The following is a 22385-nucleotide window of genomic DNA, read 5'->3' as shown; positions in this document are numbered from 1 at the left end:
AAAGAAACTTGATGACAATTAAGTGATAGTGAGGAGTGTAAAATGAAGTATTCTTATTGCGAAAAGCTAATGTGGCTTGCAATGAACGGTGTAATCTTTAAATTGCTGGAAGAAAAAACGCCGGATGTTGATTGTAAACAGTGGAAAAAGAAAAGCAAAGAGCGTTATAAACAAATCATTTCTGAGTTGGATGAGATTGGCGACATGATGAAAAATCCGCTTCGTGTATCGTTAAGCGGCGGCGCTGTCTGGATGGCTGTTTATGAAACAGCCCCAAATAAAATGAGTGAAAAACTTTTCTCTGAAATGGTTACTGCAACAATGGGCGCACCGATTATCAAGAAAGCCTTTAGCGGTAAAAATCCGTTTTCTTTAGATTATCAGAAGAAAAAAGCAGAGAAAGATAAAATTGCTAATGGAATGAGTAGCAGTCCATATAACTGGGTTACGGAAACTATCCCCGGCAGAGATGGCGATGAGTACACTACAATTTATCGCCAGTGTGGGCTATGTGGACTTGGCAGAAAACTGGGACACAGTGAACTTGTTCCTTACATGTGTCAGATGGATTATATTTCTGTGGACATGATGGGCGGGGTGCTGCATCGGACAAAAACACTGGCAACCGGTGGAGACTGCTGTGATTTCTATGTTTGTAAGAAAGGCTCGAAATGGGATACTACTGAAAAGAATAGATAAGTACAACTTCAAGTTTGTAAGTCTTAATATGATAATTAAATTATAGAAAGACAAGTAGAAAAACATGAACAACGTAATTATTGTATTTAAAGATGGTGAATTAAAACTCGAAGTTAACGTAAGAGATAACAGGGAATCTATTTGGTTAAACCATCAACAAATTGCCGAACTATTTGATTGTGACGTGAAAACCATCAACAAACATATTAGTAATGTTTTGAAAGAAAAATTAAATGAACAAGTTGTTGTCGCAAAATTTGAGTCCACCACTAAGCACGGAGCTATTGAAGACAAAACTCAAACTGGATTAATTGATTATTTCAATCTTAATTATCTCTTTACTATTGCTGTAGATTATTTTGTAGCTATTGCAAGGTACAGAAAGTGAGAAAATAATACCTATTATGGATAAAAGAATTTTAAAAACAAAAGAAAAACTTCAATCGGCATTAAGAATACTTCTAGAGACAAAAGATGTAAGTGATATTACTGTAAGTAGTCTATGTGAAGTAGCGGATATCAACAGGAGTACATTTTATGTTTATTACAGTAATATACAAGATTGTTTTGAGGAAATTACAGATTCTATTATGGATGAAATGCGAACTTTATTACAAAACAATCTAAATCCAAGCCAAGAAGGTTTTCTTTTAGTGTATTTTAGAACTGCGCGAAAGTATAAAAATGTATTTTTAGCTATACACAGGCAAGGTGTTCACAATTCTACGATTCAAAAGATGGTGGATATTAATAACGATTGGCTCCACGGAGAATTATTTATACCAACCAGTAGCAATCGTTTAGAATATAATTTTATATTTTCGGGATTTTATGGAATGGTAGAAATGTGGCTACAAAATGGTTGTAAAGAGTCTGACGAGCAACTTATCAATATATTAAAAAAATTTTATGTAGTAAACCGCTAGATATCCAACACAATGTCTTTAATTGTCGAGATACTGTACTTGAATCATGCTAAAATGTGAATTGTAAAAGCATGATTTTTTATTATATCAAGGAGATAAGGACAATGAATAAAAAGTATGAAGCACTATTTACACCATTTTTTATTGGAACTTGCGAAATAAAAAATAGAGTAATTATTCCAGCTATGGAAGGTACCAATATTATAGAAAATATGATGGGACCTAAATTCAACGAAAAGTCAAAACAATACTACATTGAACGAGCAAACAATGATGTAGGTCTTTTCATCCCAGGGATGATTCCAGTTTATTCTATGATGGGAGGTAAATGGTTGCACAAAAATCCTAAAGTATTTGCGCAAGCAAAACCAGTCATTGACGAGATTCACGCAAACGGATCTAAAATATTCTTCCAACTTGGCGCAGGTTTTGCGGGAAGAAATTACACAATTCCAGATAAACTGCTAAAGATTGCAGATAATAAAGCTCTTAAGAAACTTACTAATCCATTCTTGCACTTAAACGAAATGATGGTTGCCCCTGACGAAGGACTTCCTATGGTTTTTGCACCACAACTCACAACTCGCCAAATTACAGAAAAAGAAATTGCTGATTATATTGAAGGATATGCAAAATCTGCAAAGTTATGTAAAGATATTGGCGTTGACGGGGTAGAAGTTCATGCTGTTCATGAAGGCTATCTTATGGATCAATTTACAACTAAGTATACAAATCACAGAACTGATAAATATGGTGGTTCTTTTGAAAATCGTTATCGTTTTGCAGTGGAAGTTGTAAAAGCAATTAAAAAAGAATGTGGTGATGATTATCCGGTTATGTTACGCTACTCAGTTACTAGTAAAGTAATAGATTTTAAAGTAGGAGCAGTTCCTGGTGAAGAATTTAATGAGATTGGTCGTGATATGCAAGAGAGTGAAAAGGCAGCTAAATATTTACAAGATGCAGGCTATGATGCATTAAATGCTGATAATGGTACTTATGATTCTTGGTATTGGGCTCACCCACCGGTTTATATGCCATTAAATTGTAACCTAAAAGAAGTTGAACATATCAAAAAATATGTGGACATTCCAGTTATTTGTGCAGGACGTATGCAAGCAGATGTTGCAGCAGAATCTATTGCATCAGGAAATATAGATGCAGTAGCTATAGGTAGACAGTTTATCTGTGATGGTGAATACTTGACTAAATTAAAAGAAGGCAGAGAAGAAGATATTAGACCTTGTATCTCTTGTCATAATGCATGTCTCCCAGTAGCATACTATAAAAACTCAGGTGTAATAATGGATTTAAAAGATATAGAAACACAAGGACATTGTGCATTAAATCCAGTAGCTTTCGAAGAAAATAAATATCAGATAAAGAAAGTAGCTAATCCAAAGAAAGTTGTTATCATCGGCGGTGGCATTGGAGGCATGGAAACAGCTAGACTTTGCGCAATGATGGGTCATAAAGTTGATTTATATGAAAAAACAGATAGATTAGGTGGGGTATTTATTGCCGCAGCTGCTCCAGAATTCAAGGAAAAAGATAAAGATTTGATTAAATGGTATTGTACACAAATCGCAAAACTTCCAATATCTGTACATTTAAATACTGAAGTTAAAGATATATCTAAACTAGATGCAGACGAGATTGTCATTGCTACAGGATCCAAAGTAAGAAAGTTACCAATCATTGGTTTCGAAAAAGGTGTTGAAGCAGTAGATTTTTTACTAGGTAATAAAGAAGTTGGCGAAACAGTCGCTGTAATTGGTGGCGGATTGACTGGTTGTGAAATCGCTTATGATTTAGCACGAAAAGGTAAAAAACCATTTATTGTTGAAATGGCTGATGAACTTATCAAATCAGCTGGTATTTGTGCAGCAAATTCTAGTTGTCTAAAAGATTATTTGCGTTTCTATAAGGTTCCTGTATACTTAGAAAGCTCTTTAAAAGAAATCAAAGATAATGGTGTAATAATTCAAACTGCAGATGGAATTAAGGAGATTAATTGCGAATCAGTCATTTTATCTGTTGGATATACACCAAATCCATTATGCGAAAAGTCTGAACATATTCATGTAATCGGAGATGCTGCAAAAGTAGGAAATTTAAAAACTGTAATTTGGGGAGCTTACGATTTAGCATTTTCATTATAGATGAAGAAAATATACATCTAGAAAAATTCCAGTTTGTATATATCTTTTAAAAGGTATATGATTAAGAAAAACGGCAGGAGGTATCTGAATGAAATCACATAAATATTGGTCTATCGGTGCACTGATTACAATGCTTGGAACTTTTTATACAGGTTATAAGGGATTAAAAGAAGGCCATAAGTACTTTGCAGCAAGTTCTTTGCTTTGCATGATTATGGCTATTTATACAGGACACAAGATGATTTCTGGTAAAAGTAGGAAGAAAAAAGAAGTTTCAGTAGAGAGTGTTGAAGATTAAAAAACAAAATATTTTAATAAATAACGCCGGTGCGGGATTTTTGATATCCAGTACTGGCGTTATTTATTCTACAGGGGCTTGGGGGTGTAGCCACCAAATATACTATTCATTTTCTGTTTCGGCAAGTTTGTTAAGGATCCACTCCCGATTGATAACAATGTCCTTATCATTGCGGAGATCCTTGAAATCATTGTAGTGTGAAGAAGCAAATTCATACATATTGTCAATGTCAACTGCACCAGTGATCTCACCCTTATTAATGATTAGCAGCAACAATCGGTTACGGGTCTTTTCTGTGAAGTATCCGGATGATTGCTGGTTGAAAGGATCTTCGGAGGATGGAAGTGAAACGTATATGATCAAAAAGGGACGGTTGTCATTGAATTTAAGACCACCCTATTCCAAGGATAGGATCCATAAAGCGACAGAACGAATTATTGAAGAACAGAAAGAACAATCTGAGGATTCATAGAATGCGATTTAAGAGAAAAAAGCCTCATGACCATGAGGAAAACTGAAAGCAACGGCTATGATGAGATGGAGAGGATTGAAGAATAACATTCGAGCCTGTGCCGATGAGATTGTATTGAATGATATTGTGTATTCCTAACGGATACCAACCGAAGAAGAACTGCTGTCAAACCGATGGCAGTTTTTCTTTTTCGGCAAGTATTCAAGAAGTCATTAAGTCGTGAGTATAATCGAAGTGGTAGAAAAGTTATCTCTTATATCGGTTGTAACTTTTTTATGACTCTATTGACAAGAAAACTTGGTATGTGTATAATTAAAACATGCAAAGAAAACTTGGCATGGAGGTGTTTTTATGAAAAAAGACGAAATATTAAATGCAAGCAGAAAAGAACATCGCAATAAGGACTTGGCTGAAATGGAAGTGGTATATCAAGCCGGAAGTCACGCAAGCAGAGTTGGTGCTTTAGTGTGTTGTTTGCTTTCGCTGTTATCTTCTGTGCTTGCTCATACTATGATTTACAGTCCGTGGGTTATATACTTCAGCATTATTGCAACACAATGGTTAGTTCGTTTTATCAAAATGAAGCGAAAGAGCGATTTGGTCTTGACTGTTCTGTTTTTTGTGCTTTCCATTTTGGCATTTGTTGGATTTGTTAGCCATCTTTTAGAGGTGAGAATATGAAAGAACAATTACAACTGAAAAATCACTTAAAGGAAGTTCGCACAGAAGCAAATCTTTCTCAAGCTCAGCTTGCAGAAATGGTAGGGGTATCAAGAAATACCATTAGTTCTATTGAAACAGGACAGTTTAATCCAACTGCAAAATTGGCTCTAATTCTTTGTATTGCATTGGACAAAAAATTTGAGGAACTATTCTATTTTTAGGAGGTTATTATGGAAAATATTATAATGTTGATTTTGGGAGTGTTCATATCTGTTGTGGGAATTGTAAATATCAAAGGCAATATCAGCACAATTCACTCTTATAACAGGCGAAAAGTAAAGGAAGAAGATATACCAAAGTATGGAAAAACAGTCGGCACAGGAACGCTGATTATAGGAATATCTCTTGTATTAGGTTTTATTGTTTCGTTTTGGAGTGAAATAATTATAGATTATATCATTCTTCCAGCAGTTATTGTCGGATTAGGCTTTATATTGTATGGACAGTTCAAATACAATAAAGGAATTTTTTGAGAATCAGGGAGGTATAAAGATGGAATTGAACACAATATCAGGTCTGGCGATAGCGGGAGTTATCTGCTCCGTTGTCCTCTCGATGGGGGTACCGATTGCTTTGTTCATTGCAGGAAGGGTGAAGCTTAAGGCAAGGATTTCCTCGTTCTTTATCGGAGCAGGAACCTATCTGCTGTTTGCCATGCTGTTGGAGCAGCTGCTGCATGTTCTTGTCATTCAGTTCTGCGGACTGAACGCACAGAGCAGGCCATGGCTTTACTATGTGTACGCGGCTTTGGCTGCAGCGGTTTTTGAAGAGACCGGAAGACTGATTGCCATGAAGTTCTGGATGAAGAAATGGCTGGATTTTCCAAATGCACTGATGTATGGAATCGGGCATGGCGGTGTGGAGGCCATTCTGCTCGGAGGACTCTCCGGAATCAGCAATCTTGTGTCCATGCTGATGATCAACAGCGGAGCCATGCAGAATACGCTGGAGGCACTTCCTGCTGAGTCTGCAAACCAGACCGTGTCACAGCTGTCGGCCCTATGGACAACACCGGCACCACTCTTTTTTGTAAGCGGAATCGAAAGAATCAGTGCCATCATTCTGCATATCGGGTTGTCACTGCTGATCTACCGGGCGGTAAAGGCAGGCAAATGCAGAACAGCGGCTTTTACAGCGGTTCTTGCATATGGGATTCATTTTATCGTGGACTTCTTTGCCGTGGCAGGTCCGGTGCTTCTTCCCATCTATGTGATTGAAATTGGTGTCTTTGTGATGGCAGCCGGAACTCTTGTTATGGCGCTGAAGATGGGAAGGATGGAAGAACTGTGAATTCCAGTTTTCTGCTATCATAAAACAGAATATATCTGACAGAACGCACCGTAGAAATACGGTGTTTTTTGTTACCCAATAGGAATACTTTCAGAAAGTGCCAAAGGTTGGAAAAAAGAATTAAATATGATTTCATGGAATGGAGCTGCAGAAAAATATGATATTCGTGACAGGGCACCAGAACATGAAAAAATGGGAAAAGGAATTACTTTATCTCAAGAAGAGGCAGAAGCTCTGTATGAGTTACTGGGTAAAACTCTAAAAAAATAGTTGTAATTAAACAAGCCAAAGACGTTTGATTGGGTGAACAGTTAAATGTCTTTGGCTTTCTTCGTAGAAATATAAATTTAATCCAACTCCGCCCCTAACTCATACCTCCAATATTCTGCCGCTTCATACTCTCTAGGTTCTGAGAGTACTGGTACGGTAAAGAGTTTAAGCGACAATACTGTTAAACACGGGTGGATCTTGCTCTTATTTGTATCCCTCTATATAACGAAACGCTCAGAGGCTGTTTTACAGTGGGGGAAAAGAAAAAATATCAAAAAAATAATGATTAATGGTGAGCTTGTGATAGAATGAAAAAAAGAGAAAAGCATAAAGGATGTAGTTGGGGAGAATATTTGTTATGATTAGAAAGTTGCTGAACGGAGATATCGATAGAGTTGCTGACATATGGTTAAAGACAAATCTGAAAACACATTATTTTATTTCCAATCAATACTGGAAAAGTAATTATGAATTAGTGAAAGAAATGATGTCACAATCCGAAGTCTATGTGCTTGAAGTGGATAAAATGATACAAGGATTTGTAGGACTAAATGATGAATATATCGAAGGTATTTTTGTCTCTGATGAAATGCAGTCATGTGGCATAGGTAAACTTTTATTGGATTATATTAAGGATAAAAAAGTTAGCTTACGATTAAATGTATACCAGAAGAATGCCAGAGCAATTTCTTTTTACCAAAGAGAAGGGTTCATTATTCAATGTGAAGGTTTGGATGAAGCCACTGGTGAAAAAGAGTACACTATGCTATGGAAACGAAAATAGAAATCGGAATTTGTGAGGAAAAGACGAATGGAACAAAAAAGTAAAAATGGGGTTTCAATCATAGGTGGTGCAGATGGTCCTACAAGCATTTTTATAGCTGGACATTCAGAAAAGCAACCATTAACGATTAAGATCAAAAATAGCATATATAGATATAAGAGAAAAAAAGTGGAGAAGACAATAGTTGCAAATCCGCATTCTCTTTCTGAAACAGTACAGTATGCAAAAGAAAAATACGGATTGACAGAAACAGCTCCAGGCGATAGAGAATATATTGAACAAATAAAATGCCTAAAAGAAAGTTTGATTTTGCAACATGAACCAGAACTTTTGGGTGAATTGAAGGATATTCCATTACCAGATTATTTTAATGAAGCATCCGTTATAGAGTATTTTGGTAAAATAAAGACTCGAAGTGAAATGATTGCTGAAATGCCCGATAGTATAATTTCTATGGATTTCCATTTGTATAAAATAGAAATTAATGATAATTTTCTTGAAATGGAAATAGATTATACTTGGAATATATTTGGAATATCTTATTCAGGAAATAATGCGGTAATGAAAAAGTTTAAGAAAATAGCCAGAGATTTATACAGTTATTATGGTGTTACCGAGGAAGATATTAGAAATAAGACAAAAAGATATTCGTCACTGGTAACGAATTTGAGTTCATAAATTATAAATTTAAGGAGTTAGTTATGGCTTTTGATTTTAAGAAAGAATATAAAGAGTTTTATATGCCTAAAAATAAACCGGAGATCGTGACTGTCCCTAAAGCAAATTATATTGCGGTCAGAGGAAAGGGTAATCCAAACGAAGAAGGTGGAGCATATCAGCAGGCAATTAGTGTATTATATGCGGTTGCATATACTTTGAGAATGAGTTATAAGACAGATCATAAAATTGCAGGATTTTTTGAATATGTAGTTCCACCACTTGAAGGATTCTGGTGGCAGGAAAATATACATGGTGTAAATTATGCAGATAAAGATTCTTTTAATTGGATTTCAGTTATACGCCTGCCTGATTTTGTAAATCAAAAGGATTTTGAATGGGCTGTTGAAACAGCAACCAAAAAGAAAAAAATAGATTGTTCATCTGCAGAGTTTGTGACCATTGACGAGGGATTGTGTGTTCAAATAATGCACTTGGGAGCATTTGATGATGAACCGGAAACTGTTGCACTTATGGATGCGTATTTGGAGCAGAATGGATATGTTAATGATATGAATATGGAAAGATTACATCATGAAATATATCTGTCTGATGCAAGAAAGGTTGCCCCAGAAAAATGGAAAACGGTCATTAGACATCCTATAAAGAAACTGTAAACTCGGAAATTGTCGAACTGACACAGTAGAAAGGATTATATATGAGTGAATTGTTTAAGGCTGATAATGAATATAAAGAGTGGATTGCCGGAATATCCACTGATTTTAGAAGAAGCCAAATCAGGGCTTCTATGAAGATAAATGATGAGATGCTAAGATTTTATTGGAAACTTGGTAAGGGCATTTCATCTATGAGTGAACAGTTTGGATATGGAACAAGATTTTATAAAACGGTGAGTGACGATTTGAAATCCATTTTGCCAGACGTGAAATCATTTTCTCCAACTAACTTGAAATATATGAGATACTTTTATGAGATGTATCCTGACGCAGTAATTTGTCCTCAAGTTGAGGACGAATTGATTACAGATGCAAATCGTTCCCAAGTTGGGGATGATTTACAAATCATTTTTAGAATACCATGGGGACATAACAAAATAATACTTGATAAATGCAAAGGAAATTCTGCAAAGGCATTGTTTTATATCAGAAAGACTATTGAAAACAATTGGTCAAGAGATGTTTTACTAAACTTCTTAGGAACGGATTTATATGAACGTCAGGGCAAGGCAATAACTAACTTTTCTAATACACTTCCGATAGAACAGAGCGATTTAGCACAAGCAATTACGAAGGATCCATATAATTTTGATTTTTTGACTTTGCGTGAAAGGTATGATGAAAAGGAACTAAAGGATGCGCTTATAGAGAAAGTTAATAATTTTCTTATGGAGTTAGGTACTGGCTTTGCTTATATGGGCAGGGAAGTGAGAATTGAGGTCGGAGATACTGAAAAATTTATAGACATGCTATTTTACAATACTCAAAGGCATTGCTATGTTGTTGTAGAAATAAAAACAGGAAAATTTGATTCTTCTTATGCAGGTCAATTGGGAACTTATGTTGTGGCTGTTAATCATCAGATGAAAACAGAAGCCGATAATCCTACATTGGGACTTCTGATTTGCAAAGATATGGATAAAGTAGAAGCCCAGTATGCATTAGAATCTACTAGCCAGCCACTTGGTATTTCTAGCTATGAATTATCAAAACTTATACCAGAAGAGTTTAGAGGTAGTATGCCTACCATTGAAGAGATTGAGGCTGAATTAAATGAATAATTTTTAGTTTGGGAAACTTGTTGTTGAGTTAAAAATGAATTTAAGTTCAAGAAATCATAGAGTGTATGGATTCAATTCCATATGCTCTTTTTCTTTACTGAAAAATCTAATGTTACGAGTTTCTTACGAGTTGCATTAAAAAAACTCGCAAGAAAACTCGTAAGAAAAAAAGTAAAAAAATTTGCTTTTGACCACTGTAAAACATGCTCTGAGCGTTTCGTTATATGAAGGGATAATTTTTCTTTCATATTTCAAAGAAAAGAGGATAAAGAAATGTCAGAGAAAAGATGTTATATAGTTCAGGAGTTACAGGAAATCTTAGGAGTCAGCAGACCTACTATTTATAACCTTTTGAAGAAAAAGGAATTCCGGTGGATCCAGTTGGATGGCGGAAAGTATCGTGTCTCTAAGAAGTGTTTCGACGACTGGCTCGATAACTTGGAACAGTAAAAAACAGGGTGTTGATCAGCAGATTTTGTCTGCATCGACATCCTAAATTTTTTTCTGGATTCGAGATATGATATAGGAAAAATAACACTAACACTAAAAGGACAGGAAGTGAAGAATAAATGGCAACAGCAATTATGAAACAAAAAGAAGTTCCGGAAATGGACGATGTTGAGGAAATCATTTCGAAGATTTCAGAAGAAAGTCCTTACAGACGGCATCCAACACAAAAGAGGACCTGGATGACAGTGCCGGAAGTGGGAAAGCTGCTGGGATTTCCTTTTAAATGCAGATAGTTTAGAGTTCTGACATCGGTTATAGATGCGTCAGAGGATATCTATACTGCTGATTATCAGGTAGATGCAGATGGACAGAGAACACTGTATTTTGCAAAGGGCGCACTGGTAGCAACCGTCACACGCTGTGCGGATTGTATTTGTATTGTACTTGTATCAATTGTAATTCGAGATTCCATGCCCATTATCTTGGATAAGTGCATAGAAATAAGTGAAATATCAATACAGTTGTATTGAATTAGTAATGGAATGGCATTATAATGAAGAAAAAAGGAGGTATCTAAAATGGCAAGTACAATTCAGATTAGGGTAGACGATGACTTAAAAAATAAATCAGATCAGCTTTTTAAAGATCTTGGAACTGATACGACATCAGCAATAAGGATGTTTTTAACGCAGGCGGTTGCATACAATGGATTTCCATTTGAAATAAAACGAACTGTGCATAATCCTTATAAATCTATGACGGAAGAAGAGATGCTTCAAAGATTGGAACAATCCAGAGAATCTTCAAAAAAGGGGAATTACCGAAATGCAGATGATGTGATTTCAGATATGAGAGGAAAATATGGATTATAAAGTAGTTGTAACAGCTGAAGCAGAAGAAGACTTAAACCAGTTTGTACAGTATCTGCTTTTCGCCAAGAAAAATAAGCAGGCAGCAAAGAATGTGCTTGATGATTTTGAGGATACTATTAAAAAGTTGAAGTATGTAGCGAGTAGTTTGAAGGTATGCGACAATCCACGTTTACAGAGCCTTGGATATCGTCGAATAAATTTTCAACAGCACAGATATTTTATGTTGTACAGAATAGAAAATGATGTTGTATATGTGGATGATATTTTTCATGAGTTACAAGATTATGAAAACAGAATGATATAAATTAAATATTGGCAGTAAAAAGATCATTTACCGTAAAACCGTAGATGGTCTTTTTTGTACCTTTTTGGGAAGGAGGAAATATTTATAGCTGCTCAGACATGGACTATGTAAAAGAATATTGCCTCGAAGTAGATGCAGCAAATTATAAATGCTTATATTCAGACAGAATGCTGGAAAGTGATGACCTGGATGGACTTTATGCTACATTCAACGATAATCCACCGGCAGATTATAAAGTACATTCTTTGTCAGTCAGTGATGTAGTCATCATGCACCAAAATGGAGAAACAAAAGCATATTATGTGGATCAATTTGGATTTGCAGAACTTCCAGACTTTGCAGCACAAAGAGAAAAAATACTCGATATTGTCTCGGAAATAGAAAATGTGGATTATGAAAATGATCTTACATGTATCAGCTTTTATGCGGCTGAATGTGCTGAAGATGAAATTTATGGTCTTACTGATAATACTTTATATCAGTTAAATCGATTAAATACATATGGGTTGCTCTGTATGTGTATCCCTCTATATAACGAAACGCTCAGAGACTGTTTTACAGTGGGGGAAAAGAAAAAATATCAAAAAATTGATGATAATGGTGAGCTTGTGATAGAATGAAAAAAAGAGAAAAGCATAAAGTATGTAGTTGTGGAGAATATTTGTTATGATTAGAAAATTACTGAACGGAGATATCGATAGAGTTGCTGACATATGGTTAAAGACAAATCTGAAAACACATTATTTTATTTCCAATCAATACTGGAAAAGTAATTATGAATTAGTGAAAGAAATGATGTCACAATCCGAAGTCTATGTGTTTGAAGTGGATAAAATGATACAAGGATTTGTAGGACTAAATGATGAATATATCGAAGGTATTTTTGTCTCTGATGAAATGCAGTCATGTGGCATAGGTAAACTTTTATTGGATTATATTAAGGATAAAAAAGTTAGCTTACGATTAAATGTATACCAGAAGAATGCCAGAGCAATTTCTTTTTACCAAAGAGAAGGGTTCATTATTCAATGTGAAGATTTGGATGAAGATACTGGTGAAAAAGAATACACCATGCTATGGAAACGAAAATAGAAATCGGGATTTGAGGTGGAAATATGGCATCAAGCAAGGAATACTTAGAGTTTATTTTAGGGCAGCTATCTGAGTTAGAAGAAATTACTTATCGAGCTATGATGGGAGAATTTATTATTTATTATCGTGGCAAGATTGTAGGTGGTATCTATGATGATAGATTACTTGTTAAACCAGTAAAATCAGCAATTAGTTATATGCCGACAGCTCCGTATGAATTACCCTATGAGGGAGCAAAAGAGATGTTGTTGGTAGATGAGGTTGATAATAAGGAATTTTTGACAGGCTTGTTTCATGCAATGTATGATGAATTGCCAGCCCTAAAACCGAAAAAAAAGAAATAAACAATTCCCAGTTTGTATAACAGGAAAATTTGAATTTGATGAGGAAGATTATTTATATAATCTACCGTCTATGGTCTGAAAACGACCACCTATCGAGAATCGGTGGAAATCAATTCTCGATTTTCTTATACTGTAACCGTAACAAAGAGGAGGTGAGCAAATGCAAATTGAAATCAAGTTAGATGAGAACTGCAAGGAACCCAAAATCATCGTTGTGACAAACAAAATGACCGACGAAATCAATGAAATCATGAAAAGGCTTTCAGACGAGCAGCCGAAAATGATTGCCGGATTCAAAGATGATATTGTCGAAGTGTTGGAGCCGTTTGATATTTACCGCATTTTTGCTGCATCGGGCAAAGTGTTTACCGAAACAAATCACGGTGAGTACACGCTCCGTCTGCGGCTTTACGAAATGGAGCAGCGGCTGGACAGCAACTTTTTTGTCCGAATATCAAACTCGGATATTATCAATCTGAGAAAAGTCAAGGGTTTTGATTTAAGCTTTGCAGGAACAATTTGTGTCACGCTTTCAAATGGGACGGTTACTTATGTTTCAAGGCGTTTTGTCGCCAAGATCAAACAATTATTAGGAATATGAGGTGGTAAAAATGAAAAAAAAGATGATTCAGCGTGGGCTTCTCGGATTCCCTCTCGGCATTGCTATCGGTTTTGTAATAACTGTGATTATATCAATGTGCATAGGAGATGGTTCGTTCTATCCTGTCAACCCTGAGCTGATTGATACAATGAAAAATGAATTAAACGCAGTTATTCTTCAAACAATTCTCTGCGGAATTTTGGGTACAGGCTTTGCAATGGCTTCCGTTATTTGGGAAATTGATTCGTGGAGCCTTGCAAAGCAAAGCGGAATTTACTTTTCCATTGCCTGTGTTACGATGTTTCCGATTGCCTATATTACGAATTGGATGAAGCATAATGCCATTGGTATTCTTTCATATGTAGGAATATTCGTTGCAATTTTCGTCATCACTTGGCTCGTTCAATATTTTGTATGGAAACGCAAAGTGAAAAGAATGAATGACGGAGTTCGGAAGAGTAATAACGCAAAATGAGCATAACCTTCACAACGGCAACTTCAAGTTTTTGAAACTGAGAAATCTGAATTTAAGGAGGTCATATGAGTTTTACGATGTTATTGCTTCTCACATACATAGTAATGGGTGTGGGAAGTTTTATCGCTTTTAAGCGAAAGCACAAAGCAATTGGTATAGCATTGCTGCTTGTAATAGTGCTTAGTGTCTTGATTTTGGGATACATGTGGATTCATTCGCCAATGTAACAATCGGAATTTGGAGGAGATTCTTATTTATGAAAAAAGGGATAAACAAATCAATCTTATTTTACATTGCATCAGTTCTGTTTTTCATAGCGTCAGCTATTGGCTTTACGAGTGGAAATGAAAATACTATGGCTATAATATGGTTAAGTCTTGGTTCCGCATTTCTTTGCTTAGGTTCGACTTATAAGAAAAAGGAAAACAATAAAACAAATACAGATGATAAATAATTTCCTGCTTGTATTGCTGGAAAATCGGGATTCATAGAGTCCTTTTGTGATTTGCAACTGCTGGTTGACAGATTTACAGCCTGAAATGGTGGAATGCAAACAGCAAAACTGTTATATTTAGCTCATAAAATCTGCAAAAGGAGGAAAAAATGATTTTAGCTGATAAGATTATAGAGGAAAGAAAAAAGAATGGATGGTCACAGGAAGAACTAGCCAATCAGTTGGGCGTATCCAGACAGGCAGTATCTAAGTGGGAAAGTGCAGGAGCTGTTCCAGATTTGCAAAGAATTTTACAGATGTCGGAGCTATTTGGTGTTAGTACAGATTACCTATTAAAAGATGAAATGCAAGCAGAAAATATCACCTATCACGAAAGTACTGAAAGCTATGCAGAACCGTTGAAAAAAGTAACTATGGAGAATGCAAATGAATTTCTTGACACGAAAAGAAATGGATCCAAAGTAGTGGCAAACGCAACAAGTATGTGTATCTTAAGTCCAATATTATTGATTGTTCTTGTGACAATGGCAGAAGATAGCGTATTTCATGTTTCGGAATCTCTGGCAACAGTATTTGGATGTGTTTTTTTGCTTGGAATGGTTGCGGCAGCTGTCTTTTTGTTTATTACATATGGAATGCGTGAATCACATATGGAACATTTTGAAAAAGAATGCTTTGAAACAGAGCATGGTGTATCTGGAATGGTACGAGAAAAAAAAGATTCCTATGAACCAATTTTTATCAGAGGAACAGCTGTTGGGGTAGTGCTTTGTATACTGGCAGTGATTCCGACAATTATTGCCGGATCTATGGAAGCGTCCGACTATTACTGTGGTCTTTCCGTCGGATTACTGCTATTCATACTTGCAATAGGAGTGAATCTGTTGGTTCGTGTTGGGATGGTAAAAAGCAGTTACGATACCCTTCTTCAGGAAGGCGAATATACAAAAGAAGAAAAACTGTTTAAGAAAAAGACTGACACGTTTTCTGGTGTATATTGGTGCTTGACTACAGCGATTTACCTTGCATGGAGCTTCTGGACGATGAGCTGGGATATTACATGGATTGTATGGCCGGTTGCAGGTGTTTTGTTTGCAGCATTGCTTGGTGTGGTGAAAATGGTGTTAAAGAATGGCAGTGAAACTCAGCACTATATTTAAGATGGAGTTAAGTTTATTTTCCGCATATTATACGCATCCAGAAATTCAAGTTTGTTAAATTGGAAAATTAGAATTTGTGAAATCCACATATTTTAAGAAGGAGCCTTCGCTTATGCGAAAGCTCCTTTTCTGCACACCTTACTTTTTCAGCTTTAAGCCATCTCGGAATGCTTCGCCCACACGCTCGTTGACTTTATAATAGCCGTGGGTGTAGGGGTCAAATGCGATGGCGTTGACCTTAGACATATCAACTTTTCCATCTACCATAACGCTCTCATCGGCAGTGACATTGACCACCTTACCGATGACACCGCATCCGTATTCATTGTTCTGATATTCGATGAACCTGCACTCCAGGCAGATCGGGAACTCGTTGATGACAGGGGCATCTACTGTTTCTGCTTTGCTGGCTGTCAGACCGCTGCGGGCAAATTTATCGGCAACTTTATTGCCGGACTCTACACCGAAATAGTCTGCTTCCACTATGTGGGCAGCATCGGCAATGCTGACGGTGAATGCTCCCCGTGCCTTGATGTTCTGTACGGTCTTGTGTGTCTCGGTGAGGTTCAGAACAACGGAGTCCCGCTCCTGCATGGTGCCCCATGCGGCGTTCATGACATTGACGCTGCCGTCCTCGTTGTAAGTTGCAACCATCAGAACCGGCATTGGGAAAATGCCTTCGGTAATATTCAGTTTTGTTCTCATGATAACTCCTCCTTGTGATCATATTGACAGGACTGTTCATCCTGCTTATAATTATATCCACGCAAATTATAAATTCAAGTACTGGTAATTATAACAGGTACTATCTTAGGAGAAAGTAAATGATACAGAACTATATTGAGAACGCCAATTTCGAGGATACTGGCTTTGCCTACACATTGTCGCTGATCTCCGGCAAGCACAAGATGGTCATTCTTTACTGCCTGATGGAGTTTGAGACGGTGCGATTCAATGAGTTGAAACGGTATCTGAAAACCATTTCCGACAAGACTCTCAGCACGAATCTCAAGGAGCTGGAAGCGGATAAACTGATTGTCCGTACCGAGTATCCACAGATTCCGCCGAAGGTGGAATATGCACTTTCGGAGCGTGGGAAATCGCTGATGACTGTGCTGGATCAGCTCTGTGTCTGGGGCGAGGAGAATCGACTGACAGAGTGATAACTTCAAGTTTATTAAGCATAATGTAGACGACGTGCTATAATACTGACAGTATACATCAGAAAAGAAGGGACAAAATATGCAAATCAGTTTATTACTAATGGAAGAGATTGCAAAGCTTTTTGCGATCATGCTTATGGGATATGCGGTTGTAAAAGCTGGACTTATGAAGTCATCAGAGAGTAAAAGCATATCTGTAGTTATGGTTTATCTTGTTATTCCATGTGTGATTATCGACGCATTTCAGGTGGACTATACATCAGATGTAAAAAAAGGACTGCTCCTGGCATGTGCAGCAGTTCTGGTACATGTTTTATTTCTGATACTTACCGCAATATTAAAACAAGTATTACAGCTAGATACGATTGAGCGTGCAACTGTTATTTATTCAAATGCCGGTATACTGGTGATTCCGCTGGTACAGGACTTGCTTGGACAGGAGTACGTTATTTACTCCAGTGCTTATATTGCGGTACAGCTGGTTCTGATCTGGACACACTGCAAAAATATGATTTGTGAAGAAGATAGATTAGAGTGGAAAAAAGTATTTTTGAACGTAAATATTATTTCAATCATAGTAGGGGTGATATTGTTTATCTGCAGAATCCAGTTACCTTCGGGTGTACAGGATGTCATGGATATGATGAATAATATGATTGGTCCGATCGGTATGCTGCTTGCCGGAATGGTTATTGCGGATGTACCTCTTAAGACTGTATTTACTAAAAAAAGGAACTATGTTTCGACAGTATTGAGATTGATTGTCTATCCAATATTTATATTGATTTTAATGAAAATGATTAATACATTTGCGGGATTAAATGATTCCAAACAGATTCTCCTGACTGTGTATATTGCATCCATAACACCTGCCTGTGCAACTGTGACGTCCATGGCACAACTATATGATAAAGATGCGGCATATGCGAGCTCATTGTATGTACTTACGACACTGCTGTCAATTGTGACCATGCCAGTGATGGTGGGAATGTATGAGATGTTTGTGTGAGAAAATAAAAAGATTGAAGAATTCTATTTATGAAATTTGTGATTATAATGTTCCATATGAGATTACATTGAAGGAAGCAATTAATAAAATGGAAAAAGCAGCGCCAGAAATTGTCAGGATGGACGGCGCAGATCTGTCAACATGAAATTGATCATTTGTCAGGGAAAATCATATAACCAATGCGGATTGTGAGGTGACGGATATGCTGAAAAATGTATTAATCGTGGTAAATGATATAGAAAAATCCATAGAGTTTTATAGGGATTTATTTGGATTACAAGTGATTCTTCAGAATGAAGGAAATGTGATTTTATCGGAGGGTCTTGTTTTGCAGGATGCCTGTTTATGGGGGAAGACACTGGATGAGATTTCCACTCCATTCAATAACATGATGGAATTGTATTTTGAGGAATTTGATATAGATGGATTGCTTGCAAAATATGAATCTGGTAAGTATTTCGTCCGATATGCCACTGAACTAGCAGAGATTGCGGGTGGTCAGAAACTTGTAAGACTGTATGATCCGAGTGGTAATCTCATTGAGGTTCGCACTCCATTCAGGTGTAATTAAAGGAGAGAATATGCAGATTTTTGGCCAAGATAAATAAGAATTAGAAACAGAACACAGGAGAATCGGGAGGTGTAGAATGATGGAAAAGGAAAGAACCTATATTGCAATCGATCTTAAGTCATTCTATGCGTCTGTGGAATGTAAAGAACGAAATAGGGATCCTTTGACGACCAATCTTGTAGTTGCGGATAAAAGCAGAACAGAAAAAACAATCTGTCTTGCGGTATCTCCAGCTTTAAAGTGTTATGGGATACCAGGAAGGGCTCGTTTATTCGAGGTTGTTCAAAAAGTAAAAGAAGCCAACAGCGTCCGCAGGTGGAAAGCGCCGAATAGAACTTTTATCGGAGCCTCTGATGACAGCACAGAATTAGATATCAATCCGGCACTGGAGATTGATTATATTGTTGCTCCACCCAGGATGGCTCTCTATCTGGAATACAGCACCAGAATTTACAGCATTTATCTGAAATATATTGCGCCGGAAGATATTTTCCCTTATTCGATTGACGAAGTATTTATGGATGTAACGGATTATCTGCATACGTATAATATGACAGCAAGAGAACTTGCAATGACCATGATACATGATGTGCTGAAAACGACAGGTATAACGGCAACTGCTGGAATCGGAACAAATATGTATCTGTGTAAGATTGCGATGGATATCGTGGCGAAGCATATTAAAGCAGATAAAGATGGTGTACGAATTGCAGAACTGGATGAAATGTCATACCGAAGGAAACTCTGGGGTCACAGACCACTTACTGATTTCTGGAGAGTAGGAAAAGGATATGCAAAGAAACTGGAAGAATACGGGCTTTATACAATGGGAGATATTGCAAGATGTTCCATCGGAAAAGAAAATGAATTATACAATGAAGATCTGTTATACAGGCTTTTTGGTGTTAATGCAGAGCTTCTGATCGACCATGCCTGGGGATATGAGCCCTGTACCATGGAAATGGTCAAGACCTACAAACCGGAAACGAACAGTGTTTGTTCCGGGCAGGTACTTCATTGTCCTTATGATTTTGAAAAAGCAAAATTAGTCGTCAAAGAGATGACAGACCAGATGGTTTTGGATTTGGTGGATAAGAAGCTTGTCACAGACCAGATCGTGTTGACAGTTGGTTATGATATTGAGAATCTGAACAATGCCGACAGGAAAAAACAGTATCATGGAGAGGTTACGATCGACCGTTATGGAAGAAGAATCCCGAAACATGCACATGGAACGACCAATCTGAAACGGCAGACTTCCTCAACAAAACTGATAATGGATGCAGTAATAGAGCTATATGACAGGATCGTTGACAGAAACCTGCTTATCAGAAGAATCAATATCACGGCGAACAGGCTTGTGGATGAAAGTTCGGTAAAGAAAGAAGAAGTGTATGAGCAGCTGGATCTTTTTACGGATTATGAGGCACAAAGGAAAAAGAAGGAAGAGGATGAAGCAGCGCTGGATCGCGAAAAACGTATGCAGGAAGCAATGCTTAGTATCAAAAAGAAATTTGGAAAAAACGCTGTACTGAAGGGGATGAATCTTCAGGAAGGCGCAACCGCTAAGGATAGAAATGAACAAATTGGCGGACATAAGGCGTAAAGGAGTTGGAAGAGGATGAAAAATAATTCTTATGACGATATTATCAATTTACCGCATCCGGTCTCTAAGAATCATCCGCAAATGCCACTTCAGGATCGGGCAGCGCAATTTGCTCCTTTTGCAGCTTTGACCGGACATGATGCTGCGATAAAGGAAACGGCAAGATTAACCGATGAGAGATTGGAACTGAGCGAGGAAGTGATTGCTCAGCTGAACGAAAAAATCAATATAATCAGAAATAATATCGGTATAGAACAGAAAGTATCGATAACTTATTTTGTTCCCGATGCAAAAAAAGCCGGCGGATCCTATGTTACGTGCGTAGGTATTGTAAAAAAGATAGACGAATATGAGCATACCATAATCATGACGGATCAAACGGTTATTCCAATCGAGCAGATAAGTGAAATGGCAAATCAAAATTTGTAAGAATAAATCAGAAGTTTTATCTGCGGCATTTCCGTGTTATTAACATTATCCTTGCACTAACATTACTGGAGTGCATTTGGGGAATGTTAAGATAATTGTTGCTTTTAGTGAAGCATAATCTGGATTATTTAAAATGTCTTCTGTCGCAGATCCGCCGCTTTTATTCGACTTTAGTTCACCGTTTACAACAATCACATCCGGATTCTCAAGAAAGGGACGGAATGAAAACACACTTATTTGGTATAAAAGCTTGCAAATCCATCTTCTTTCCGTTAATATATTGACAAAAAATATGGAAAGGAAAGAAGGTATGTTTCAAACGATTATTAGTACAATAAGTTCTTTTATGTATAGCAAACTACTGGTTATTATACTGATTGGTGCGGGAGTGTATTTTACAGTCCGTACAAGATTTCCACAGGTAAGGTTATTTAAGAGAGCTTGTGGATCCGTAATGGAAAAGCCAGAGGATAAAGAGGCAATTTCCTCTTTTCAGGCACTTATGGTTTCAACAGCATCCCGTGTGGGAACGGGAAATATTGTCGGGGTTTCATCGGCAATTTGTATAGGGGGATTTGGTTCTGTATTCTGGATGTGGGTGATTGCGATCATCGGAAGTGCATCTGCTCTGATCGAGAGTACATTGGCACAGATTTATAAGAAAAGAGGGGAAGACGGAAGCTGTTATGGGGGACCGGCTTACTATATTGAAGCGGCACTTCATTGTCGCCCGCTGGCAATTGTTTTTTGCGTTGCAATGATTTTAACCTACGCATTTGGATTTAATATGCTGGCATCTTATAATCTGCAGTCTACATTTTCAGTATTTTCTTCTTATAATGCAGAGATGAGTCCATGGATCATCGGTGGAATTTTGGCTGTGCTGACAGGATGGTGTCTGCTTGGCGGCGGCTCACGTATCGTAAAAGTAACGTCAAGGGTTGTGCCAGTAATGGGGATTGCGTATATCGGAATTTCACTTTTAGTAGTAATTATTAATATTCAGAATGTGCCGGCAATGTTTGTGCGCATTTTTGAAGAAGCATTTGATTTTAGAGCAATTTTCGGAGCATTTTCCGGTTCAGCCATGATGCAGGGAATCCGCCGGGGACTCTATTCCAATGAGGCAGGTATCGGTTCTGCTCCGAATGCATCTGCTTCAGCAAATGTCAGCCATCCGGTAAAACAGGGGCTGGTACAGATGTTATCCGTATTTATTGATACTTTGCTGCTTTGTACAGCAACAGCAATGATGTGTATGTCATCTGGGATTGACCCGGCAAAAGAATTGCAGGGAGCACCATGGGTGCAGGCGTCTCTGCAGGAATCACTTGGTTCCTTCGGTCCGGTTTTTATTACAGTAGCAATGGTATTTTTTGCATTTACAACTCTGCTCGGAAACTGTTTTTATTGTGACAATCTTTTAATATATATTCACAAAAAACAGCCGGGAAAAGCTTTTATGAAAGGCTTCAGACTGGTATCGGCACTTGCAATCTTTCTGGGAGCAGGAATGGAGATGTCTCTTTTGTGGGATCTTTCCGATGTATTGATGGGGGTTATGGCGCTCATTAACATTCCGGTTATCCTGATTTTATCAGGGATTGCATTTAAAGCGGTCCAAGATTATGAAGCACAGTTAAAGAAAGGACTTAACCCTGTTTTTAAAAGCGCAGACATCGGGCTTAGTCAAAAAACAGATTTCTGGAGATAGGTTTAACAAAAGCTAAAAGAATATATACCCAAATGATAGAAAAATATGATTATCAGAGATTC

At 37.2% G+C, this 22385-nt stretch carries 34 protein-coding genes; 33 read left to right on the top strand and 1 reads right to left on the bottom strand.

Going from position 1 to position 22385, the window contains the following annotated elements; genetic code table 11:
• The first annotated feature begins 42 nt into the window (after positions 1-42).
• From H8S40_RS15265 to H8S40_RS15135, 26 genes are all read left to right on the top strand, one after another.
• Complete coding sequence (locus tag H8S40_RS15265; RefSeq protein ID WP_186865562.1) at positions 43-699, top strand: L-2-amino-thiazoline-4-carboxylic acid hydrolase; 657 nt, start codon at positions 43-45, stop codon at positions 697-699.
• 64 nt (positions 700-763) lie between these two features.
• Entirely contained in the window at positions 764-1087 is a 324-nt protein-coding gene (locus H8S40_RS15260) for a virulence RhuM family protein (RefSeq protein ID WP_186865561.1), read from the top strand.
• A gap of 16 nt (positions 1088-1103) precedes the next feature.
• Positions 1104-1625: a TetR-like C-terminal domain-containing protein gene (locus tag H8S40_RS15255; protein ID WP_186865560.1), complete on the top strand. Its 522-nt coding sequence runs from the start codon at positions 1104-1106 to the stop codon at positions 1623-1625.
• Between the two features lie 104 nt (positions 1626-1729).
• The gene (locus H8S40_RS15250; protein WP_186865559.1) at positions 1730-3787 is read left to right on the top strand and encodes an oxidoreductase; all 2058 of its coding nucleotides are present in this window, start codon (positions 1730-1732) and stop codon (positions 3785-3787) included.
• 88 nt (positions 3788-3875) lie between these two features.
• Complete coding sequence (locus H8S40_RS15245) at positions 3876-4085, top strand: DUF6219 family protein (protein WP_118198095.1); 210 nt, start codon at positions 3876-3878, stop codon at positions 4083-4085.
• A gap of 823 nt (positions 4086-4908) precedes the next feature.
• The gene (locus H8S40_RS15235; protein ID WP_005608366.1) at positions 4909-5238 is read left to right on the top strand and encodes a DUF6442 family protein; all 330 of its coding nucleotides are present in this window, start codon (positions 4909-4911) and stop codon (positions 5236-5238) included.
• Positions 5235-5441, top strand: coding sequence for a helix-turn-helix transcriptional regulator (locus H8S40_RS15230; RefSeq protein WP_003865061.1), 207 nt, complete (start codon positions 5235-5237; stop codon positions 5439-5441). Before H8S40_RS15235 ends, H8S40_RS15230 begins: the two co-directional genes overlap by 4 nt.
• A 9-nt stretch (positions 5442-5450) precedes the next feature.
• A complete protein-coding gene (locus H8S40_RS15225; RefSeq protein WP_008121271.1) occupies positions 5451-5753 on the top strand; it encodes a hypothetical protein in 303 nt (100 codons plus the stop codon).
• Positions 5754-5772: 19 nt separating this feature from the next.
• Positions 5773-6570: a YhfC family intramembrane metalloprotease gene (locus H8S40_RS15220; RefSeq protein ID WP_243238349.1), complete on the top strand. Its 798-nt coding sequence runs from the start codon at positions 5773-5775 to the stop codon at positions 6568-6570.
• A 78-nt stretch (positions 6571-6648) separates the two neighbouring features.
• Positions 6649-6840, top strand: a complete 192-nt coding sequence (locus H8S40_RS15215) for a YdbC family protein (protein ID WP_186865697.1) — start codon at positions 6649-6651, stop codon at positions 6838-6840.
• A gap of 358 nt (positions 6841-7198) precedes the next feature.
• Positions 7199-7624 carry a GNAT family N-acetyltransferase gene (locus H8S40_RS15210; protein ID WP_186865558.1) on the top strand — a complete coding sequence of 142 codons (426 nt, stop codon included), beginning with the start codon at positions 7199-7201 and terminating at the stop codon, positions 7622-7624.
• Positions 7625-7651: 27 nt separating this feature from the next.
• Positions 7652-8302 (top strand): hypothetical protein, encoded by a 651-nt coding sequence (locus H8S40_RS15205; RefSeq protein WP_186865557.1) that lies wholly within the window; start codon positions 7652-7654, stop codon positions 8300-8302.
• Positions 8303-8325: 23 nt separating this feature from the next.
• The gene (locus H8S40_RS15200) at positions 8326-8958 is read left to right on the top strand and encodes a GyrI-like domain-containing protein (protein WP_118725269.1); all 633 of its coding nucleotides are present in this window, start codon (positions 8326-8328) and stop codon (positions 8956-8958) included.
• Positions 8959-8999: 41 nt separating this feature from the next.
• Positions 9000-10079 carry a PDDEXK nuclease domain-containing protein gene (locus H8S40_RS15195; protein ID WP_118737811.1) on the top strand — a complete coding sequence of 360 codons (1080 nt, stop codon included), beginning with the start codon at positions 9000-9002 and terminating at the stop codon, positions 10077-10079.
• A 273-nt stretch (positions 10080-10352) separates the two neighbouring features.
• A complete protein-coding gene (locus H8S40_RS15190; protein ID WP_186865556.1) occupies positions 10353-10529 on the top strand; it encodes a helix-turn-helix domain-containing protein in 177 nt (58 codons plus the stop codon).
• Between the two features lie 119 nt (positions 10530-10648).
• The gene (locus H8S40_RS15185; RefSeq protein ID WP_186865555.1) at positions 10649-10822 is read left to right on the top strand and encodes a hypothetical protein; all 174 of its coding nucleotides are present in this window, start codon (positions 10649-10651) and stop codon (positions 10820-10822) included.
• Between the two features lie 285 nt (positions 10823-11107).
• Positions 11108-11401, top strand: a complete 294-nt coding sequence (locus H8S40_RS15180) for a type II toxin-antitoxin system RelB/DinJ family antitoxin (protein ID WP_118724996.1) — start codon at positions 11108-11110, stop codon at positions 11399-11401.
• Complete coding sequence (locus H8S40_RS15175) at positions 11391-11705, top strand: type II toxin-antitoxin system RelE/ParE family toxin (RefSeq protein WP_186865554.1); 315 nt, start codon at positions 11391-11393, stop codon at positions 11703-11705. Before H8S40_RS15180 ends, H8S40_RS15175 begins: the two co-directional genes overlap by 11 nt.
• A 98-nt stretch (positions 11706-11803) precedes the next feature.
• Complete coding sequence (locus H8S40_RS15170) at positions 11804-12325, top strand: YodL domain-containing protein (RefSeq protein ID WP_243238273.1); 522 nt, start codon at positions 11804-11806, stop codon at positions 12323-12325.
• 46 nt (positions 12326-12371) lie between these two features.
• Complete coding sequence (locus H8S40_RS15165; protein ID WP_186865552.1) at positions 12372-12797, top strand: GNAT family N-acetyltransferase; 426 nt, start codon at positions 12372-12374, stop codon at positions 12795-12797.
• Positions 12798-12820: 23 nt separating this feature from the next.
• The gene (locus H8S40_RS15160) at positions 12821-13141 is read left to right on the top strand and encodes a TfoX/Sxy family protein (protein WP_028088277.1); all 321 of its coding nucleotides are present in this window, start codon (positions 12821-12823) and stop codon (positions 13139-13141) included.
• A gap of 160 nt (positions 13142-13301) precedes the next feature.
• A complete protein-coding gene (locus tag H8S40_RS15155) occupies positions 13302-13742 on the top strand; it encodes a LytTR family DNA-binding domain-containing protein (RefSeq protein WP_186865551.1) in 441 nt (146 codons plus the stop codon).
• A 10-nt stretch (positions 13743-13752) separates the two neighbouring features.
• On the top strand, positions 13753-14217 hold the full coding sequence (locus H8S40_RS15150; RefSeq protein ID WP_019162974.1) for a DUF3021 domain-containing protein: 465 nt from the start codon (positions 13753-13755) through the stop codon (positions 14215-14217).
• A gap of 65 nt (positions 14218-14282) precedes the next feature.
• Complete coding sequence (locus H8S40_RS15145; protein WP_186865550.1) at positions 14283-14444, top strand: hypothetical protein; 162 nt, start codon at positions 14283-14285, stop codon at positions 14442-14444.
• Positions 14445-14473: 29 nt separating this feature from the next.
• Positions 14474-14671, top strand: coding sequence for a hypothetical protein (locus tag H8S40_RS15140; protein ID WP_186865549.1), 198 nt, complete (start codon positions 14474-14476; stop codon positions 14669-14671).
• A gap of 149 nt (positions 14672-14820) precedes the next feature.
• Positions 14821-15831 (top strand): helix-turn-helix domain-containing protein, encoded by a 1011-nt coding sequence (locus H8S40_RS15135; protein WP_186865548.1) that lies wholly within the window; start codon positions 14821-14823, stop codon positions 15829-15831.
• Between the two features lie 138 nt (positions 15832-15969).
• Here H8S40_RS15135 and H8S40_RS15130 read toward each other — a convergent pair whose 3' ends face one another.
• Positions 15970-16536 (bottom strand): flavin reductase family protein, encoded by a 567-nt coding sequence (locus H8S40_RS15130; protein ID WP_118725000.1) that lies wholly within the window; start codon positions 16534-16536, stop codon positions 15970-15972.
• A gap of 119 nt (positions 16537-16655) precedes the next feature.
• Here H8S40_RS15130 and H8S40_RS15125 point away from each other — a divergent pair, with 119 nt between their 5' ends.
• From H8S40_RS15125 to H8S40_RS15095, 7 genes are all read left to right on the top strand, one after another.
• Positions 16656-16994, top strand: a complete 339-nt coding sequence (locus H8S40_RS15125; protein WP_118725001.1) for a winged helix-turn-helix transcriptional regulator — start codon at positions 16656-16658, stop codon at positions 16992-16994.
• 79 nt (positions 16995-17073) lie between these two features.
• A complete protein-coding gene (locus H8S40_RS15120) occupies positions 17074-18003 on the top strand; it encodes an AEC family transporter (RefSeq protein WP_186865547.1) in 930 nt (309 codons plus the stop codon).
• 110 nt (positions 18004-18113) lie between these two features.
• The gene (locus H8S40_RS16485) at positions 18114-18179 is read left to right on the top strand and encodes a peptide deformylase (protein WP_207723331.1); all 66 of its coding nucleotides are present in this window, start codon (positions 18114-18116) and stop codon (positions 18177-18179) included.
• Positions 18180-18205: 26 nt separating this feature from the next.
• Entirely contained in the window at positions 18206-18574 is a 369-nt protein-coding gene (locus H8S40_RS15110) for a VOC family protein (RefSeq protein ID WP_186865546.1), read from the top strand.
• A gap of 79 nt (positions 18575-18653) precedes the next feature.
• Entirely contained in the window at positions 18654-20180 is a 1527-nt protein-coding gene (locus H8S40_RS15105; protein ID WP_186865696.1) for a Y-family DNA polymerase, read from the top strand.
• A 15-nt stretch (positions 20181-20195) separates the two neighbouring features.
• Positions 20196-20609 (top strand): hypothetical protein, encoded by a 414-nt coding sequence (locus tag H8S40_RS15100; RefSeq protein ID WP_118725004.1) that lies wholly within the window; start codon positions 20196-20198, stop codon positions 20607-20609.
• Between the two features lie 310 nt (positions 20610-20919).
• Entirely contained in the window at positions 20920-22323 is a 1404-nt protein-coding gene (locus H8S40_RS15095) for an alanine/glycine:cation symporter family protein (protein ID WP_118725005.1), read from the top strand.
• The last annotated feature ends 62 nt before the right edge of the window (positions 22324-22385 follow it).

It is taken from the genome of Ruminococcus hominis (genome assembly GCF_014287355.1).
Lineage (GTDB): Bacteria > Bacillota > Clostridia > Lachnospirales > Lachnospiraceae > Schaedlerella > Schaedlerella hominis.
This window is presented reverse-complemented; position numbering and strand designations above follow the sequence as displayed.